General features: G+C 72.3%; 11 protein-coding genes and 1 pseudogene. 3 read left to right on the forward strand and 9 right to left on the reverse strand.

The window, feature by feature from the left end; all coding sequences use genetic code 11:
• Positions 1 to 230 precede the first annotated feature (230 nt).
• The gene (locus ACFY6S_RS09440) at positions 231 to 1,784 is read left to right on the forward strand and encodes a DUF1996 domain-containing protein (protein ID WP_388820923.1); all 1,554 of its coding nucleotides are present in this window, start codon (positions 231 to 233) and stop codon (positions 1,782 to 1,784) included.
• A 152-nt stretch (positions 1,785 to 1,936) separates the two neighbouring features.
• Here ACFY6S_RS09440 and ACFY6S_RS09445 read toward each other — a convergent pair whose 3' ends face one another.
• Positions 1,937 to 2,383, reverse strand: coding sequence for a hypothetical protein (locus tag ACFY6S_RS09445; RefSeq protein ID WP_388820926.1), 447 nt, complete (start codon positions 2,381 to 2,383; stop codon positions 1,937 to 1,939).
• 199 nt (positions 2,384 to 2,582) lie between these two features.
• On the opposite strand from ACFY6S_RS09445, the gene ACFY6S_RS09450 reads away from it, so the two are divergent.
• Positions 2,583 to 4,610: a hypothetical protein gene (locus ACFY6S_RS09450; protein WP_388820929.1), complete on the forward strand. Its 2,028-nt coding sequence runs from the start codon at positions 2,583 to 2,585 to the stop codon at positions 4,608 to 4,610.
• 33 nt (positions 4,611 to 4,643) lie between these two features.
• Here the strand turns inward: ACFY6S_RS09450 and ACFY6S_RS09455 are convergent, their stop codons facing one another.
• Positions 4,644 to 4,958 carry a hypothetical protein gene (locus tag ACFY6S_RS09455; RefSeq protein ID WP_388820932.1) on the reverse strand — a complete coding sequence of 105 codons (315 nt, stop codon included), beginning with the start codon at positions 4,956 to 4,958 and terminating at the stop codon, positions 4,644 to 4,646.
• Positions 4,959 to 5,010: 52 nt separating this feature from the next.
• On the opposite strand from ACFY6S_RS09455, the gene ACFY6S_RS09460 reads away from it, so the two are divergent.
• On the forward strand, positions 5,011 to 5,757 hold the full coding sequence (locus tag ACFY6S_RS09460; RefSeq protein WP_388820935.1) for a TetR/AcrR family transcriptional regulator: 747 nt from the start codon (positions 5,011 to 5,013) through the stop codon (positions 5,755 to 5,757).
• Here the strand turns inward: ACFY6S_RS09460 and ACFY6S_RS09465 are convergent.
• The 7 genes and pseudogenes from ACFY6S_RS09465 to ACFY6S_RS09495 form a co-directional block, all read right to left on the reverse strand.
• On the reverse strand, positions 5,748 to 6,431 hold the full coding sequence (locus ACFY6S_RS09465; RefSeq protein WP_388820938.1) for a DUF4230 domain-containing protein: 684 nt from the start codon (positions 6,429 to 6,431) through the stop codon (positions 5,748 to 5,750). The genes ACFY6S_RS09460 and ACFY6S_RS09465 overlap by 10 nt on opposite strands.
• A 140-nt stretch (positions 6,432 to 6,571) precedes the next feature.
• Complete coding sequence (locus ACFY6S_RS09470) at positions 6,572 to 8,815, reverse strand: ATP-binding protein (protein ID WP_388820941.1); 2,244 nt, start codon at positions 8,813 to 8,815, stop codon at positions 6,572 to 6,574.
• A gap of 314 nt (positions 8,816 to 9,129) precedes the next feature.
• Entirely contained in the window at positions 9,130 to 9,255 is a 126-nt protein-coding gene (locus tag ACFY6S_RS09475) for a hypothetical protein (protein WP_388820943.1), read from the reverse strand.
• Between the two features lie 1,644 nt (positions 9,256 to 10,899).
• Positions 10,900 to 13,530: a pullulanase-type alpha-1,6-glucosidase gene (gene pulA / locus ACFY6S_RS09480; RefSeq protein ID WP_388820946.1), complete on the reverse strand. Its 2,631-nt coding sequence runs from the start codon at positions 13,528 to 13,530 to the stop codon at positions 10,900 to 10,902.
• Between the two features lie 181 nt (positions 13,531 to 13,711).
• Positions 13,712 to 15,418 (reverse strand): carbohydrate-binding module family 20 domain-containing protein, encoded by a 1,707-nt coding sequence (locus tag ACFY6S_RS09485; protein ID WP_388820949.1) that lies wholly within the window; start codon positions 15,416 to 15,418, stop codon positions 13,712 to 13,714.
• A gap of 242 nt (positions 15,419 to 15,660) precedes the next feature.
• Positions 15,661 to 16,710, reverse strand: a pseudogene (locus ACFY6S_RS09490) (LacI family DNA-binding transcriptional regulator); the annotation flags it as partial.
• Positions 16,695 to 18,380, reverse strand: coding sequence for a glycoside hydrolase family 13 protein (locus tag ACFY6S_RS09495; RefSeq protein WP_388820952.1), 1,686 nt, complete (start codon positions 18,378 to 18,380; stop codon positions 16,695 to 16,697). The gene ACFY6S_RS09495 and the pseudogene ACFY6S_RS09490, both read right to left, overlap by 16 nt.
• Positions 18,381 to 18,561: the final 181 nt, after the last annotated feature.

The raw sequence follows: 18,561 nt of genomic DNA on the forward strand, positions 1-18,561 counted from the left end.
GGGCCTGGCGACGGGGGCAGCGCGGTCCCGGCGCGGTCCGGCGCGGTCCCGGCGCGATCCGGCGCGCGGACGCTTGAGGGGCATACGCCCCGTTTGGTGAGGCGCGTTTCTTCGAATTCCCGGGACCTCTGAACGCACCGGGAACGATGCCCGTATGGAACGGAGCGCTTCGCTTCTCCCCCTGCCGCGATTTTCCTGTAACCGGCAACGAAGCTTGAGGAGTTAGTTCCATGGCACGCACATCGAGAAAACGCTCCACAACGGCAAACCGGGCGATCGCCGCCGGGGCTGCCTTGCTCCTTGGCGGGGGCGGGCTGGTGGCGGTCAACGTCTACGCGTCTGCCGGGGAGGGCAAGTCCTCCCCGCGGAGCCACAACGCGGCGCAGTCGTGGTCGACCATCAAATGCCCGGACGTGGCCACCCAGAACCAGCTGGCGAACGTACCGGAATCCGCGCGCGCGGAGGTCGACCGTAATCTGGCGCTGCTGGACACGCAGATCACCGAGGCGTACAAGCGGTTCGCCGACTCGAAGGCGGCGATCGAGCGCGATCCCGGTTTCGCCGACAACGCCATCCTGGGTCCGCTGAAGGACAAGCGGGCCGCCACCCTGGACCGGATCGCCATCGCGATCGGCCGGAGCGCGGAGAAGCCGCAGGGGCTGAACGCGTTCGCGGGGTGCGCCCTCCAGGCCGACGACAGCCCGAAGGAGGGCAATGCCGGCAACGGTCACAACGGCGGCCAGGGCGACGGGCAGAACCAGGGCCAGGACGGCGGCCAGGACGGCGGCGGGCAGGACCAGAACGGCGGTCAGGGTGACGGTCAGGACCAAGGCCAGGGCGACGGTCAGGACCAGGGTCAGGATGGCGGCCAGGATGGTGGTCAGGGCGGCGGCCAGGGCGGTAACGGCCCCGAAGCCTCCGACTTCGTCGACATCACGACCGTCCAGCCCAACGTCAAGCGGGTCCGCAACAGCCGCGGCGCCTCGAAGGGCACGTTCAGCTCCTCCTGCGGTGTCAACGAGAACAAGCTGTACAACACCGACAACGTCATTGTCGCGCCGGGTGTGAGCAACGGCGCGCACCATCTGCACGACTACGTCGGCAACCAGTCCAACAACGCGTTCGCGACGGACGACGACCTCGCCGGATCCCGGACCACCTGCGAGAACCAGGGCGACAAGTCGTCCTACTTCTGGCCCGTGCTGCGTCTCCAGAACGGCGAGCAGGACTTCGACGCCGGCAACGACGGCGGCGGCATCGAGGGCAACGTCGGAAAGATCCTCACGGCGAGCGAGGTGACCAACACCTTCGTCGGCAACCCGAAGTCGAAGGTCACCGCCATGCCGCGGCTGCTGCGCATCATCACCGGTGACGCCAAGGCGTTCGTCAACGGCACCGCCAACGCCAACGCGTCGTGGAGCTGCACCGGGTTCGAGAACCGCCAGCTGAAGGACAAGTACCCGCTGTGCCCCGAGGGCAGCCAGGTCGTCCGTACGTTCAAGTTCCAGAGCTGCTGGGACGGTCAGAACATCGACAGCGCCAACCACCGCACACACGTCGCGTTCGCCGGCGCCAACGGCCGCTGCCAGAACGGCTTCAAGGCGATCCCGCAGCTCGTGCAGCGCCTCGTCTACGACGTACCGCAAGGCGGCGGCTTCGCGGTGGACTCCTTCCCGGAGCAGCTGCACAAGCCGGTCACGGACCACGGCGACTTCATCAACGTCTTCGACGAGGACCTGATGAACGAGCTGGTGGGCTGCGTGAACCAGGGCCGCAAGTGCTGACGGACCAACGGCCGCCCGGATAAGGCGCGTTCGGAGGAGCCGCCGGGTCCTGTCGGACGAAACCGACCGGACGGGACCCGGCTCTCCTCCCCGCTCCCCACCCCCCCGCTCCCCCACTCCCTCCCCGCTCCCCCCACAGCCGCGCTGCGCGGTCAGCTCATGTCGTGACCGGAATGCTCCTCGTCCCCCCCACTGTCACCACTGCCCCCGGAGTGGTGCGACGAGCCGCTCTCCACGGTCCCGCCGAGCCGGCCGCGCAGCGCCTCTATGACCTTCTCGTCGCCCACCGCGGTCCACTTCCTGCCGAGCAGATACGAACCGCCGTAGTCCTTGGCCTCGTTGATCCACTCGCGCTGTCCACGGTCGGTGGCGAAGGTCGCCAGCACCCACGCGCCGTCCTCCGTCGTGCAGTTGCCCACCCGCAGTTCGGCGGCGTCCGTGCTGATGTGCGGTTCGCACTTCGCCTTTCCGGCTATCTCCTCCAGGCTCCCGGTCGCCGTCTTCGGCGCCTCGGGAGCCTTCTCGTCGTCCGCGCCGCAGCCCGTCGCGAGGACCGCGGTCAGGGCTGCCATTACCACCAGGGATCGTTCCTTACGCATGGCGTCATCGTCCCCCGCGAGCACACCTCGGCGCCCGCGAACGGCCGTATCCGTGGGACGGGACGGGACGGCACGGCACGGCACGGCACGGCACGGCACGGCACGGCACGGGACACCGGGGCCCACCGCCGTCGTCGGCGCTGGCCGGAACCGTCCCCCTCCGCGGTGACCATCGGACGCGTGGCTCGTTCAGCTGAACGTGTCCCCCGACAGAGTCTCCCCCGACAGAAACGTCTCTGCACCGCCGCCGCCCCGCGCTCCGGTCGCCTTCCCCGCCGCCACCCTGGTCGAGCACTATCCACGTCTCGTGCGGATCGCCCATCTCGTCCTGCCGCCCTCCCCCGACGGCGACCGGCGGGTGCTGGCCGCGCACGGGCTCGTCCAGCGCGCGCTGCCGACCGGCCGTACGGACCCCGGCTACGCGTCGCTGCGCGAGCGCGTGCTGAGGCTCGCGCTGGACGCCGGACGCCCACGCCGCTGGCCGGGGCGGGCGCTGCGGGCCGCCCGGGCCGCCCTCCCCGTGTCGCGGCCGTACGTCAGGGGTCTGCGGCTGGTCCCGCGCTCCGGCGGCGCGGCCGAACTCGCCCTGGACCAGCGGCTTTCGGCCCTCTCCGGACCCGCCCGGGCCGCGCTGGTGCTGCGGGCGCTGGAAGGGCTGCCCGACGCGGAGGTACGGCGCACGCTCGCGGCGGCGGGAGCCGGGGACCCGGACGCCGCGCTCGCCGAGGCCGCCGGAATCGAGCCGTACACGCCGGGCCCCACCGGCCCGGACGCCCCCGGGAGCCCCGCGGGCGCGGACGCCTCCGGGGGACCCAGCGGCGCGGGCGGCGCCGCCGGGATCGCCGCGCTGCTGCTCTCCCCCGGCTTCGACGCCTGCTCGCTGCGCGCCAGACCCACCGATCTGCTGCGCAGGCGCCGCCGGGGCAGGGCCGCGCTCGCCGCCACCGTCGCCGCCGTCTTCTGCGGGGCACTGCTCGCCCTGCCCGGCGACGGCTGGGGCCCCGGCGGCGCGGGCGGGGCGGCCTACGCCCGGCACCCGGCCGGCGACGCCGCCCTCGACCCGGCGGCCGTGCTGCGGGCCGCGCCGGCCGGCTGGCTGACCTCCACCCGTACCGACTTCTCCGTCTGGCCCGCGCGCGGACCGCTGGCCGGGGACGACGCGCTGCTGGGCCGCGCCCTGACGGTCTGGGCCGCGCCCGGCGGCTCCGTACGGATCTCCACCACCCCCGCCACCCCGTCGGGGCCGCCGATGGGATCGCCCCAGCTGCTGTACGCGGGGGAGGTGGACGGGGCGCGGGTGGTGGTCTTCCACGACGGGCTGCGGATCGTGCGGTACGCCGAGTCCGCCGGGGCGCCCGCGACCACCTCGCCCGCCGGCGCCGCGCCTGTCCCGGTCTCGCTCGACTTCGCGCGGACCGACGGCGCCGACGCCGCCGCCTCGGGCGCGCTGGCCGTCGGCCGCTCGGACGGCGACGTCCGCTATCTCACCGCGCCCTGGGTGAGCGGTACCGCCGTACGGGACCTGCGGGCCCCTGACGCGCCCGCGCGCCCGCTGCGCCGCGACGCGGACGGGGTGACCGATCCGGTGCCGAGTCCGGTGGCGGCCGACGACTGCGCGTCCTGGGAGACGCTGGAGGCGCACGGCGCCGACGACGGTCCCGGCCTGCTGCTCACCGACCTCGGTGAGCCGGTGCCGGCGCGGCTGACCTCCGGGCCGCCCGGCGCACCGCGCGACGTGCGCGAGCCGGCCGACCGCGCGGCCTGGGCGCGTACGGCCTGTCTGCTGTCCGGGATGCGCTCGCGCGGCGTACGGTCCGTGAACTCCTGGGAGTTCGCCCGTCAGCCGCTGCCCGATTCGGGCGGCACCGCCCGGTGGCTGTGCACCAGGGCCGAGACCTGGCGCGGTCCGGGGAGCACGGTGCTGGCGCAGTTCCAGGCGCCGTCCTCGGAGGCGGCGGAGCCGGGGACCGTCGCGGCCGGGGCGGAGGACTCACCCGCGTGCGGGGCGCGCGAGCCGAGAGCGCTGGCGGGTGTGGTGTGGCGGTCGGGCGGCGGGCGGTGGTACGTACTGGCGGCGGGCAGCGAACAGTTCAGGTCCCTGGCGACGACCGGCGACGCGCCGGGGGAGGCGCGGGGCAACCTGCTGGCCGTACCGGCGTCGCGGGGCGCCGGAGCGGAGCTGTCGGGGCGGCTGTCGGACGGTACGGAGGTCGGGGCGCTGCGGTAGACACAGGCGCCCGCGCGCCGGGCGGGCGGAGCCCTACGGCAGCAGCAGCCAGTCCGCGCCCAGCGCCGCCACCAGACAGGCTCCCAGCAGCCAGCTGCCGAGCCGGGTGCGGCCGTGCCGGCTCAGCTCGATCACCACACCGCACAGGATCATCGCGAACCCGTACACCCCGACGACCAGCACCGAGGTCCGTTCCGCGAGCCGGATCACCAGCAGCGTGGCCAGCCCCGCCAGCAGCGCGGACGCGATCGCGATCCGGATGAGCCGCGCCTGACGGGGCGTCAGCCCCACCTGGTCCGGATCCGGTGCGGGGGTGTCCACGGACTCGTGCTGGTCGGATGCGCTCATGGAGCGCGAGCGTATCGGAGTTCCCCGGCGGGCCGCCGGTTAGGCTGTTGGTATGACGACCGGGGTACGCCGCAGGATGGGCGTCGAGGAGCGCAAGCGGCAGCTGATCGGGGTGGCCCTCGAACTGTTCAGCCACCGCTCCCCCGACGAGGTCTCGATCGACGAGATCGCCGCCGCCGCCGGTATCTCCCGCCCGCTCGTCTACCACTACTTCCCCGGCAAGCAGAGCCTGTACGAGGCGGCCGTGCGCCGCGCCGCCGACGAGCTGGCCGCCAGCTTCGTAGAACCGCGCGAAGGGCCCCTGGGGGCGCGGCTGCTGCGGGTGATGGAACGCTTCTTCGACTTCGTGGACGATCACGGCCCGGGTTTCGCCGCGCTGATGCGCGGCGGCCCCGCCGTCGGCTCGTCGACCGCCAACGCGATGATCGACGAGGTGCGGCAGGCCGCGTACGAACAGCTCCTGGCCCATCTGGGCGTCGACCTGGACGCGCCGCCCGCCCGGCTGGAGCTGGTCGTACGGTCCTGGGTGTCGCTGGCCGAGTCGACCGCGCTGATCTGGCTCGACGGGCGCCGGATACCCCGGCGCGAGCTGGAGGCGCAGCTGGTGCGCGACTTCGCCGCGCTGGCCGCCGTGAGCGCCGCGTACGACCCGGAGATGGCCGGCATCCTGCTCCGTATCGTCGCGGACGAGCCGTCCGACGGCCCGTTCGCGGACCTGTTCGACCGGCTCGCCCTGCTGAGCGCGGGGGCAGCTCCGGAGGGTGCGGCCGGGGTGCCGGGTCAGCGGGTTCAGGCGTAGACGATCTTCACCTGGGTGAAGCCCAGGGAGTGCAGCAGTCCCCGGAGCATGCTGGTGGTGTTCTTCTCCGCGCGGCTGGTCAGTTCGCTGTCCTCGGCCGCCGCGCCGATGTGACGGGCGGCGAGCTGGTTCACGGCGCGCTCGTCGGCCGGGTTGTCGGAGAAGAGATCGCCGAGCCGGTCGAGCAGGCCGCGCTGCTTGGACACGGCGTACGAGCGGTCCGGGTCCATCGCGGGCTTGCCGAGCCGCGCGTGCGGCAGCCGGATCGTCGCGGCGGTCCGGTCGTCGTTGACCTGGACGCTCTTTTCCCCGATGCCGCCGAAGTCGACGTACGAGGAGACGGTGCCGGCGCCCACGAAGAGCGTGCGGGTGCCGCGGATCGCGTCGGGGAGGAACTTGGTGTCCTTCTCCAGGTCCACGACGACCTGGAAGTTGCCCGAAGCCGCCTCGTACCGGTCCAGATCCTGCATGGATTCGAGCAGGGTCGGTCCGGTGCGGTCATGCGTCTCCTCGCCGAACAGGTCGCCGAAGCCGGGCAGCAGGTCGAGCCGGCTGCCGAGGAACAGCAGCCCGGCCACGACGGCGAGGGCCAGGGGAACCTTGCCCCACCAGGGCAGCCCGCCGGGGCGCTGGGCGCTCCGGCTCTCTTCCGGTTTCGCGTCGGTGGACGTCATACCTATCGGATGTCCCGCACAGCACGGTTCACACGGTCACAAGGGCAAGCTTTGACCCAACTTCCTTGATCCATTGCGAAGTTGCGAACATTGCGGCGATACGGCGGAAGCCCGGCCCCGTCCCGCGTCCTCGCACCTCCTCACGCGCCGGGGAAATGCCCCCGCAGTGCCCGCTCCAGACCTCTCCGCCCGTCGTCCACCAGCCCCCGGTGAAAGGCGTCCTCGTAGGCGGGGTCCCCGGCCGCCGCGCGCGCCTGGCGTTCGCACGCGGCGCGGACCGGCGCCAGCTCGGGGGTGCCGCGCTGCGGATGGCCGACCGTGCGCCAGAACGCCTGGCCGGTGCCGTACGCGTACGCGGCGCGCTCGCCGTCGCCCTGAGCGGCGACGGCGGCGGCCAGCAGGTCGAGACCGAGCGCGATACCGAAGCTGTCCCCCAGCTCCTCCTTGCCGCTGACCATCGAGCGGGCGTGCGCCTCGGCCTCGTACGGCCGCTCCTGGAGCAGATGCACCAGGGCCAGCTGGTAGTCGGCGTAGGCGCGGGTCCAGCACTCGCCGCGCTCCAGACAGACGCGGCGCAGCTCCTCGGCCTGCTGCCGCGATTCGCCGAGCCGGCCGAGCGCGGTGAGCGCGAAGACCCGCGCCAGCCGGCAGCGCAGCTGCGACGGCGAGTCGAAGGGATCGGCGGGCCGTTCGCGCAGGGCGCGGTCCGAGACCGTGAAGGCGGCCTGGGCGCGGCCCGTCATCAGACAGGTGATGCTCAGCAGATACGCGGCGGAGAGCATCGACTCGGGGTCCCGGTCGCGCCAGGCGGCGGTGGTGCACCGCTCGCCGATCCGGTAGGCGCCCTCGTGGTCGCCCTGGAGCATCACGGTGACGCCGAGGGCCCACAGGGCGCGGGTGTGGTGCGGTCCTGTCTCCCCGGCGCCGTGGAGGGCGTGTTCCAGATAGATCCGGGCCTCGTGGAGGTGGCCGCAGCAGGTCCAGAAGAAGCCCACCCGGCCGGCCATCTCGACGGCCGTGTCGGGCTCGTGGTCGAGGAGGTGGTTGAGCGCGGCACACAGATCGGCGTGGGTGTCGGTGATCCGTCGGTACCAGCCGACCTGGCCGGGGCCGGTCCAGCCGTCGTGGGCCAGCCGGGCGAGATCGGCGAAGTGGGCGGCGTGCCGGTCGGCGAGCCGTCGGTCCTCGCGGAGTTCGGTCAGCCACATCGCGCCGTACTCCCGGATGGTGTCGAGCATCCGGTAGCGGGCGCCGTCGTACCGCAGGACGGACCGGCCGGCGAGCCCTTCCAGCGCCCGGACGACCCCCTCGGCGCTGAGGGGGCCACCCGCGCAGACCGCCACCGCGTCCCGCGGGTCGATGTCGCCGCTGAAGACGGAGAGCCTGGCCCACAGCAGACGTTCGAGGGGGGCGCACAGCTCGTGGCTCCAGCCGATGGCGGTCCGCAGGGCGCGGTGGCGCTGCGGCCAGGCGTTGTCGTCGGTGAGGGCGTCGAGCCGGGGGGTGTCGCGGGCGGTCAGCAGCTCGGCCATGTGCTCGACCGAGCGGCTGCCGAGCTGGGCGCAGGCGAGTTCCACGGCGAGCGGAACGCCTTCGAGTTCACGGCAGATCCGTACGGCCGCCGCCTCGGTCGCCGAGTCGTCGAGGCGCAGTCCGGGCGCGGCGGCGACGGCCCGGTCGCGGAACAGCCGGAGGATGTCGTCGGCGTCCTCCAGCGGCAGCGGCGCCACGTCGAGGACGTGCTCGCCCTCGGCGCCGAGGGGCTGGCGGCTGGTGGTGAGGACGGTGAGTCCCGGTGCGGCGGTGAGCAGTTCACCGACGAGGTCCCGGCAGGCGGCGACCACCCGGTCGCACGAGTCGAGGACGAGCAGCAGCCGCCGGTCGGCGAGCCACTCGCGGAGCGCCTCGACGGGCGTCCGCAGGGAGTGGTCGCAGAGCCCGACCCCGTCCGAGACGGTGCTCAGCAGCGTCCGTTCGTCGTAGAGCGGGGACAGGTCCGCCCACCAGACGCCGTCGGGGTACGGGTCGTCGGGGTACGGGTCGTCGGGATACGGCCTGTCGGGGTACGGGTCCTCGGGATACGGTCTGTCGGGGTACGGCCCGTCGCCGGGAGCACCCGCCGGAGTCCCTGCCGGGGGTCCCGCCGGGGGTCCCGCCGGGGCTCCCGTGGGGGCTCCCGTGGGGACACCCAGCCACTCGGAGGCGTGTCGCTCCACCCGCCCGCGGGCGCGTTCGGCGGCGCGCAGCGCGATCCTGGTCTTGCCCACACCTCCGCTGCCGGTCAGGGTGATCAACCGGTGTTCGGTGAGCGCGACTTCGAGGAGGCGCAGCTCGGTGCCGCGCCCCACGAAACTGGTCTTCTCCTCGGGAATGTTGCCCACCACGGGAACATTCTGGACCAATTTCGGCCCCGGACCGACATCAGTGGGAAAGATCGGTCAGGGCCTCGCGGCGTCGGCCGTCGAGATGGCGACCGAGGTCCCGAAGCGACCGGCCAGTGCCGCGACCGGCAGTGCCTGCCCCGAAAGGAGGGTCGTCCGGCGCGGGCGAGCGCAAGGCGGCTGGCAGTTCGGGGCTGAGATCTCCTCTGCTCGACCGGGGTTGAGAGTTTGGGGCCGGGGAGACCAAGACTGGTTGGGGGGTTCGGTCCGCACACCGCGAAATTGGCAGCGGCGCACGGAAGATGGGGCGGATGACTTCAGGCGGCTCGGACCATCAGCGCGACGGCCAGGGCAGCCACCGCCGCCGCGCACGCGATCAGCGTCAGCCCCATGCTGATCAGCGCCACCATCACGCGTTTCTGGCCATGCTCCTCGTCCGTCACGGTGTACGGACCGCCAGGACCAACCCGAGCGCGATCAGCGCACCACACGCCATCACCCGAGCCGCCAAGCGATCCGGGCGGCGGCGCGCCTTCATCTCGTACTCCCGGTGGGCAGATCCGCCGGCCGTTCAACGCGGATCGGCACGGCGGGCAATGTAGGGACGGACGGGGGTCTCGCCGGACTGGTCGTGCATAGCCGCCAGCCGCTCAGTGCAGACCCCGCACGCATACAGAGGGGTCTCGCCGCCGCGCGGGCCGACCAGTTCACCCACCCGGCCCACCTGAAGCCCGCCACGGTCACAACGGAAACAGTCGCCCATGACCACCCACCCACGCACCTCGGCATCCCACCGAGCAGGCGGAACACGTCTGTAAATGATCCAGCAGGGCGCGTTGGGCGCTCTCCAGGCGTTCCACCGTCTCCAGCCGCTCACGCCCGGCCCGAAGGCACACCGCCGGCCACCCCGGCGTGCACCAGATCGGCCGACGCCTTCACAGCATCGAACTCCCGGCCGACAGGAAGCAGAGCGGGAGCACCCCTGTCCCAGTCGGGTTGTGCCTGACCCGCGTCCCCAGCAACGCACAACAACCATCGGTCGACCGGTCCGGTGATGAAGGTTCTTACTGGATGAAGATCAGGCATGACACCGGCCTACTTCGCCCGCTACCAGTGGATGGTCGACCACGCGGATATGACGATCGGATTCCCCCGCGGGGGAGCACCGCCAACGGGGACCTGGCAGACGCTCAACTACACAGCGGGACAGGGTAAACCTCGGCTGATCGTGCCTGTGTAGCCGGAGGGGCAGAGCAACGGGGGCCACCGCGCTGAAGCGACTACGGCGACGGCGCGGGCTCTCTCTCGCGGACGTGGCACGGCGCTCATCCAGTACGCGGAACACCTGCATCTTCCGCGCCTGCCCGCGATGGCCAGCGTTCAACGGCCGTTTGCGCGCTGGGAGTCACCGACTCCCACGACGCCCGATGAGCGGTATCAGCTGGTCATGGCCCATCTGTACGCGCGCACTCCCTCCGGAGAATTGGCCGTCGGTACGGGAACCGACTTCGCGGAGTACCTTGCCGCGCTCGGGCAGCTCGGCGAGAGCCAGACCCGGATCGCAGAGCTGCGTACTGCCCTCATGCGAACAGCTACCCACACGGGCGGCGACTCGGCTTCCCAGGCCCTGTGCTTCGAGGCGGGGCGCGAGGCCGCGCTTCTGGGAAGGCCGTGGCGAGAGACCGGCGTACATGAGCCATGCGCTCGTCACCTTGTATTCCGCCGAGGAAATCGACGGCGCCCGCGTGCAGGTCGACCAGGCAGTACGGACCGCTCGAACCGGGGACAGCGCCCTCGTACGAGCCCGCGCTCACGGGGACCATTCCTGCTTCAGACCCAGGGAGTCGACACCGCACGGACCACCCCCGCACGCGCGGGGACCATCGGCGCCAGGCCGCGCAGACCGCCCTCGACCGCGGACCACCCCCGCACGCGCAGGGACCATACTTCCTGACCTGGGCATCTCGCGCCGGACAAGCGCCGCCGGCATCAGTCAGCTCAGCTCAGCTCGACCATACCGACAGCGCTCCGTCGCCGTACCGCCAACCGGACCACTCGTGCAGGTGGCCCAGGCCCAGGCCCGCCCCTCACCCCGCCCTGAACACCGCGACGGTCCTGGCCGGCACGGTGAAGGTGCCCGAACTCCGTTCGTACGACGACCGCTTGACCGTACGGTCGGAGCCCGCCGCCTGCGCCGGGTGCAGCGCGTACGTCCGGCCTGCGGCGCCCGGTACGCGCTGTCCCTGTTCGGCCGGTGTCGCGTTGAGGACGACGACCAGGTCGCCCAGGCGCATGGTGAGGACGCCGGGGGTCTCGTCGGGGCCGGAGAGGGGGAAGGACAGCGCCTTCTGCACCTCGCGGGCGGTGGCGAGTCCGAACGCCGGCTCCGTGGTGCGGATGCGCAGCAGGTCCCGGTAGGCAGCCGAGGCGCCCTCGGTGTCCCGGCAGCCCATGGTGAGCGAGGGGTTGGTCAGCAGTGGCCGCGCATAGGGCCACTTGTCCTCGTTGTCGGCGGCGGGCGGCAGTCCCCGGCCGAAGCCGTTGCCGTCCCGGCAGTCCCAGTGGATGGCGTTGAACCAGTCGCTGCTGTCGTAGGAGTTGCGGTCGAGCGACTTGGAGCGCAGCAGATCCGTCCCGGCCTGGGAGAGCGCTGGCCCCTGTGAGAGCGCGGCGGTGGCGAGCGCCAGCACCTGCATACGGGAGCGGTCGGCGGGGTCGGTCGTCGACGGCAGCTTGAAGGCGAGCGTGTCGAAGAGGGTCTCGTTGTCATGGGCGTCCGCGTAGGCCAGCGCGTCGCCGGGGCGGGCCGCGTAGCCGGCCGGGGCGCCGTTGTAGTCGACGTCCGAGCCCCGTACCTCCCGGCCGGAGGTGTCGGTGAAGGTGTATCCGGCGAGGCTGCCGCTCAGCCCCACCTTGATCAGGTCCTGGTAGTGCAGCAGTCGGGCCCGCTGCTCGGCCGGAGTGCCGTTCGCCGGTGAGGAGTTGGGGTCGGTGTAGAGGCCGGAGGCGAAGCCCTGGACGCCGGGGTCCGCGTCGAAGGGGCTGCCGCCGCGCACCGCGTCGCGGGCCCGGTCGTCGAAGGTGGCGATGCCGGTGCCCGCCATGTTGCGCTGGGTGGCCTGGACGAAGCGCGCGTCGTCGGCGATCTCGCCGAAGTTCCAGCCCTCCCCGTACAGGACGATCTTCTTCCCGTCGACGCCGTCCTGACGAAGTGTCAGCGTGTCGAGCGCCTTGCGGACGGCGAGGATGTTGGCCTTCGGGTGGTGTCCCATCAGGTCGAAGCGGAAGCCGTCGACCTTGTACTGGCGGGCCCAGGTGACCACCGAGTCCACCACGAGCTTGCCCATCATGGCGTTCTCGGGGGCGGTGTTGGCGCAGCAGGACGAGGTGGCGACGGAGCCGTCCTCCATCAGCCGCTGGTAGTAGCCGGGCACGATCCGGTCCAGGATCGAGGCGTCGTCCTGGCCCGAAGCGGCGGTGTGGTTGTAGACGACGTCCATGACCGTACGCAGTCCCGCCCCGTTCAGCGACTGCACCATCCGGCGGAACTCGACCGTGCGCCGGGTGCCTTCCGGGTCGGACGCGTACGAGCCCTCGGGGACCGTGTAGTGCAGCGGGTCGTAGCCCCAGTTGTAGGCGTCGCGCGCTGCGGTCCGCGCGACACACGCCTGCTGCTCCGCCGAGTCGGGCGCGAGGACCTTCAAGTCACAGGCCGGGGTGGCTTGTTCGGAACCACGCTCGGGGATGGTGGCGATGTCGAAGGCGGGCAGGAGATGGACGTACGACGTGCCGGCGGCGGCGAGGGCGCGCAGATGGCGCATGCCGTCGGAGCCGGAGTCGGTGAACGCCAGATAACGGCCGGGGTGGGCGGAGGTGCGGTCGGCGATCGAGAAGTCGCGGATGTGCAGTTCCTGGATCTGCGCGTTCCGCAGCGGGACGGCGGGGGGCTTGGTCAGCCCGGCCCATCCCTTGGGTGCCAGTGCCGGATCGGCGAGGTCCATGACGAGGCTGCGTGCGGAGTCGGTGGTCAGGGCGGTGGAGTACGGGTCGGTGACCTTGTTGGTGACGGTCTTCCCGACGCTGGGCGCCCAGACCCGCACGACGTACCGGTACGGCTTCCCCGCCCAGGACGCCGGGCCGCGCACCCGCCAGACTCCCGAGGCGTCGTCGCGCTCCATGGGGACGGTCCGGCCGTCGAGTTCGAGGGCGACGGTCCGGGCGGTGGGCGCCCAGACGGAGAGTGTGGGGCGGCCGTGGGTGAACACCGGGCCGAGCGATGCCTTGGCGGCCCGCGCGCTGTAGAGGTCGTCGAGGACGCCCTGGGTCTGGACGCCGGTGGCGGCGAGCAACGTGCCGTCTGCCGTGCGCTGGGTGGCGGTGAGCCGGCCGCGCAGGGCGGTGCGGGCGTGTGCCCGGTCCCGCGTGTCCACGGCGAACGCGGGAAGGTCCTTGAGGTGCGGGTACGCGGCGCGCTGCGCGGCGGTGAGCCGCGTGGGTGCGAGGCGCAGCCGCCCGTCGTCGTAGTCCAGTTCCTGACGGGCTCCGGGGGTGGCCGTCACCTTCCAGACGACGGTGCCGGCGTCGATCCACTGGGCTTCGGAGGCGGTCGGGACCGGTGGGGGCGGGGGCGCGGCAGTGGCGGGCACGGGCATGAGCACCGCGCACAGGACGGCGGCGATGACGGCGGTCACCGTTCCGCGCGGGGACGGGCGTTTCACGCGAGGTCTCCTCGGGTGCGGGAAAAAGCGGCAGAAGAAGGATGGGGAGAGCAGGCGGGAAGGGGCGCCGGACGGGCCGGGTGCGGCCCGTCCGGCGCGGGAGCGTGCGGGCGTGCGTTCATGCGTTCGTGCGTTCGCGCGGGAACGAGTCCGTACGGGGGTTAAGAAGTCCGTACGGGGGTTACGGGCGCCAGGTGTCGTTCAGCGTGACCTTGCCGGAGGCGGGCACGGTCGCGGTGCGGTTCGCGCCGCTCTCCCAGGTCACCACGCCGGCCGCGTCCTTGCGCAGGTACTTGTACGCGAAGGACGTGCCGGCCGGCAGAGTCACGTCGAGCTTCCACACCGGGTAGGACGCCGGGTCGAGCTTGAGCGCGCTGCCGGTGTTCCAGTTGCCCAGCGCGGACTGGTCACCGGTGACGTAGATGTTCTGGCCGAGGGCCGTGGTCGCGTTGACGCCGAAGCTCGCGCCCGACGACTCCGTACCGCCGCCGCCGTTGCTGCCGCCCGTGCAGGTGCGGGCGCCGGTGTGGAGCGCGAGCGCGGTGTTCGCGCCGAGGGTGGCGGTGAACTGTCCGGAGCCGTTCACCGTGACCGTACCGCCGCTCTGCACGTCGCAGTAGGCGCCGCTCGGCAGTGAGGTCTGGTAGGTGCGGGTGAGCGCGGAGCCCTCGTGGTTGATGGCCACGTATCCGGTCGAGCCGCGCCCGAAGGCGATCTGGTTGGCGCCGTTGTCCCACCAGTTGGTGACGGCCTGGCCGCGCGTGGTGTTGCGGAAGCCGACCATGGACGAGATCTCCCGCCACGCGTGCTGGCACTTCCAGCCGTCGCTGTAGCAGGCGTTGACCGTGCCGCCGTTGGGCGGGCCGGCGTCGTGGTCGGTGAACTCGTACCCGGAGTGCACGTCGGGCGAGCCGTAGGGCCAGGCCAGCATGAAGACGTTGGCGAGGGTGTAGTTGGCGCCGTCCTTGTAGCTGAGGGTGTCACCGCCGCGCTCGGTGTCGTGGTTGTCCACGAAGACGGCGGACTTGCCCGACTCCATGTATCCCCAGCTCTCGCCGTAGTTCTTGAGGTTGGCGAGCTTCTCGTTGTTGAAGGTCCGCTTGAGGTCGCGGGCGTAGCGGAACTCCTGCACGTCTCCGGTGCCGAGGTACTCGCTGGGCGAGACGGCCTCGCCCGCGCCGTAGATGGCCTCCTGCTTCCAGTAGGCGCCCGTGTTGCTGAGCCGGCTCTTGATGTTGGCGAGGTCGGCGGCGGCCATGTGCTTGGCGCCGTCGATCCGGAAGCCGTCGACGCCGAGGGAGAGGAGGTCGTTCAGGTACGTGGCGATCCGGCCGCGCACGTAGTCGGCGCCGGTGTCGAGGTCCGAGAGGCCGACCAGTTCGCAGTTCTGCACGTTGGAACGGTCGTTGTAGTTGCTGATGTTCGTCCGGCAGGTGTGGAAGTCGGCGTCCGAGTAGGTGCCCGGATAGGTGTACTTGGTGTACGAGGAGCCGCCGGTGCCGGTGCCGCTGCCGGCCGTCATGTGGTTGATGACCGTGTCGGCGACGACCTTGACGCCGGCGCCGTGGCAGGTGTTGACCATGTTCGAGAAGGCGGCGCGGTCCCCGAGCCGGCCGGCGATCCGGTAGCTGACGGGCTGGTACGAGGTCCACCACTGGCTGCCCTGGATGTGCTCCTGGGGCGGTGAGACCTGGACGTAGCCGTACCCGGCCGGGCCGAGGGTGTCCGTGCACGCCTTGGCTATGGAGTCGAACTTCCACTCGAAGAGGACGGCGGTGACGTCCTTGGTGCCGGGCGGGGCCGCCTGGGCGGTCCCGCCGGGGACGGCGAGGGCGGCTGCCGCGCCGGCCACGAGGGCGAGCGTGGCGGCCAGGGATCTGCGGGCCATGATTCCTCCAACAACACTGGTGGGGAAGTGCGGGTGCAGGTGCTGGTGGTGCCCGGCCGGTCGTGCTCAGCCGGTGGTGCCCGGCCGGTCGTACTCAGCCGGTCGTGCCCAGCCGGTCGTGCCCAGCCGGTCGTGCCCAGCCGGTCGTGCCCAGCCGGTCGTGCTCAGCCGGTGGTGCGGGTGGTTCTGGTGGTGCGGGTGGTGCGGGTGGTTCTGGTGGTGCGGGTGGTGCGGGTGGTGCGTCTATGGGTGGTGGTGGAGCCGCGGACCACCAGTTCGGGCTGGAAGACGTATTCGGTGCGCTGTACGGGGCTGCCGCCGATCTCCTCCAGCAGCGCGCCGACGGCCGCCGCCGCCATCGCCCGTACCGGCTGGCGCACCGTGGTGAGCGGCGGGTCGGTGAAGGCGATCAGCCGCGAGTCGTCGTATCCGACGACCGAGAGGTCGTACGGGACACGCAGCCCGCGCTCCCTGGCCGCGCGCACGGCGCCCAGGGCCATGAGATCGCTGCCGCAGACAATGGCGGTACAGCCGGAGGAGAGCAGGGCGTCCGCCGCGACCTGGCCGCCCTCCACCCCGTACAGCGTGGAGCGGACCAGCTCCTCGGCCTCTCCCCAGGCCAGCCCCAGCATGCCGACCGCCGCGTCGAGGAAGCCCTCCCGTTTGCGCCGGGACGGGACGTAGCGCTGCGGGCCGGTCGCGAGCCCTATCCGCCGGTGGCCCAGCTCGGCGAGGTGGGCCACCGCCATCCGGACCGCCGCGTGGTCGTCGGCGGAGACGAAGGGCGCGCTGATGCGCTCGTTGTAGCCGTTGATCAGGACGTAGGGCACCCCGCGCGCGGTGAGCGCCGCGTAGCGCGCCGGGTCGGCCGAGGTGTCGGCGTGCAGCCCGGAGAGGAAGACGATGCCGCTGACGTCCCGGTCGACGAGCTGCTCGACCAGCTCGTCCTCCGTCGCGCCGCCGGGCAGCTGGGTGCAGAGGACGGGGGTGTGGCCGTGTCCGGCCAGCTCCTGTTCCACGGCCTGGGCGAAGGCGGGAAAGACCGGGTTGGTGAGTTCGGGTGTCACCAGCCCGATCAGTCCGCCGCCGCTGTGCCGGGCCCCGGCGGGGCGTTCCCCGCCGAGGACGTCGAGCGCAGCGAGCACCCGCCTGCGGGTGGTGTCAGCGACACCGGGCCTGCCGTTCAGGACGCGGCTGACGGTCGCCTCGCTGACCGCCGCCCGGCCCGCGATGTCCACGAGCCGCGGGGCGCCGCCTCCTTGCGGCAGGGGGGCGTTCACACGGTCCACCACACCGTGGTGTCGGCGGGCAGCTCGGTGACGGTGCCCTCGGGCGCCGTCACCGGCCCGCTCGCCAGCAGCATCCGGCCCGGTGTGTCGATCCGGACGGCCGAGTCCGTGGTGTTGACGGTGCAGACGAAGCCGGGGCGGGCGAGGTGCAGCACGCCCTCGGGGGCGTCGCGCCACTCCACGGCGGTCCCGGCGCCCAGGCCCGGGTGCTCCCTGCGCGCGGCCAGCGCCGACCGGTACAGCTCCAGGGTGGAGCCGGGGTCGCCGGTCTGCGCCTCGACGGAGAGCGCGCCCCAGCCCTCCGGCTGCGGGAGCCAGCTGGAGCCCTCGCCGAAGCCGTACGAACTGCCCTCGCGGGTCCAGGGGATGGGCACCCGGCAGCCGTCGCGGAAGCCGTCCTGGCCGTCTGCGCGGAAGTACGACGGGTCCTGCCGGACCTCGTCGGGCAGATCGGTGACGTCGGGCAGGCCGAGTTCCTCGCCCTGGTAGACGTAGGCGGAGCCGGGCAGCGCCAGCATCAGCAGCGTCGCGGCGCGGGCCCTGCGCAGCCCGAGGGCGCGGTCGCCCGGGTCGCGGGTCTGGGTGCCGGCGCCGGGCGGACCGGCGAAGCGGGTGGCGTGGCGGGTGACGTCGTGGTTGGAGAGCACCCAGGTGGCGGGGGCGCCGACGGGACGCATCGCGGCGAGTGAGCTGTCGATGACCTCGCGCAGCGCGGCGGCGTCCCACGAGGTGGACAGGTACTGGAAGTTGAACGCCTGGTGGAGTTCGTCGGGGCGTACGTAGTTGGCGGTGCGCTCGACGGTCGGGGTCCATGCCTCGGCGACGGCGATCCGGTCACCGGGGTACTCGTCGAGGATGGTGCGCCACTGCCGGTAGATCTCGTGCACACCGTCCTGGTCGAAGAAGGGCGTGCCGCCGTCGTTGCTGCCGAGCAGCCGGAGCTGCTCCGTGTCGCCGATGTCGGGCAGTCCGGCCGCCTTGACCAGGCCGTGGGCGACATCGACGCGGAAGCCGTCGACGCCCATGTCCAGCCAGAAGCGCAGGATCGAGCGGAACTCGTCGGCGACGGCCGGGTGTTCCCAGTTCAAGTCGGGCTGCTCGGGGGCGAAGAGGTGCAGATACCAGTCGCCGGGGGTGCCGTCCGGGTCGGTGGTCCGGGTCCAGGCGGGTCCGCCGAAGATGGACTCCCAGTCGTTGGGCGGCAGTTCGCCGTCCGCGCCCTTGCCGGGCCGGAAGTGGTAGCGCTCGCGCAGCGCGGAGCCGGGGCCCTCGCGCAGGGCGCGCTTGAACCATTCGTGCTCCGCCGACGAGTGGTTGGGTACGAGGTCCACGATGATCCGGAGGCCCAGCTCGTGGGCGTCGCGGATGAGCGCGTCGGCGTCCAGCAGGGTGCCGAACATCGGGTCGATGGCGCGGTAGTCGGCCACGTCGTAGCCGGCGTCGGCCTGCGGGGAGGCGTAGAAGGGGCTGAGCCATACGGCGTCGACGCCCAGCCGCGCGAGGTGGGGAAGCCTGCGGCGCACCCCGTCGAGATCGCCCATCCCGTCGCCGTTGCCGTCGGCGAAACTGCGTGGATAGACCTGGTAGATCACCGCGTCCCGCCACCAGCCGCGGCCATGGCCCGGGGCGTCGTCGGACGTGCCGGTGAGAGGGGCAGTGAGGTGCTGGGTCATGTCGTCCCTGGAGTGTCTGGGGGGCGGGGGCGGCGCCGCGCCGGGTGGGCCGCGGCGCCGTCTTCGTCGTACGGAATCGGTGGTGCGGTGGTACGGGGCAGGGCGGGTGCCAGGGCGTCGGCCCTTGACGTCGGTCGGCCCTTGACGTCGGTCAGCCCTTGACGTGGTCGGCCCCTGGCGT

It is taken from the genome of Streptomyces sp. NPDC012835, assembly GCF_042900885.1.
GTDB lineage: Bacteria > Actinomycetota > Actinomycetes > Streptomycetales > Streptomycetaceae > Streptomyces.

What these genes read in the sequence shown, in the direction of transcription:
- ACFY6S_RS09440 (WP_388820923.1), top strand. Translation starts at nt 231, where the DNA reads ATGGCACGCACATCGAGAAAACGCTCCACAACGGCAAACCGGGCGATC.
- ACFY6S_RS09445 (WP_388820926.1), bottom strand. Translation starts at nt 2,383, where the DNA reads ATGCGTAAGGAACGATCCCTGGTGGTAATGGCAGCCCTGACCGCGGTC.
- ACFY6S_RS09455 (WP_388820932.1), bottom strand. Translation starts at nt 4,958, where the DNA reads ATGAGCGCATCCGACCAGCACGAGTCCGTGGACACCCCCGCACCGGAT.
- ACFY6S_RS09460 (WP_388820935.1), top strand. Translation starts at nt 5,011, where the DNA reads ATGACGACCGGGGTACGCCGCAGGATGGGCGTCGAGGAGCGCAAGCGG.
- ACFY6S_RS09465 (WP_388820938.1), bottom strand. Translation starts at nt 6,431, where the DNA reads ATGACGTCCACCGACGCGAAACCGGAAGAGAGCCGGAGCGCCCAGCGC.
- ACFY6S_RS09485 (WP_388820949.1), bottom strand. Translation starts at nt 15,418, where the DNA reads ATGGCCCGCAGATCCCTGGCCGCCACGCTCGCCCTCGTGGCCGGCGCG.
- ACFY6S_RS09495 (WP_388820952.1), bottom strand. Translation starts at nt 18,380, where the DNA reads ATGACCCAGCACCTCACTGCCCCTCTCACCGGCACGTCCGACGACGCC.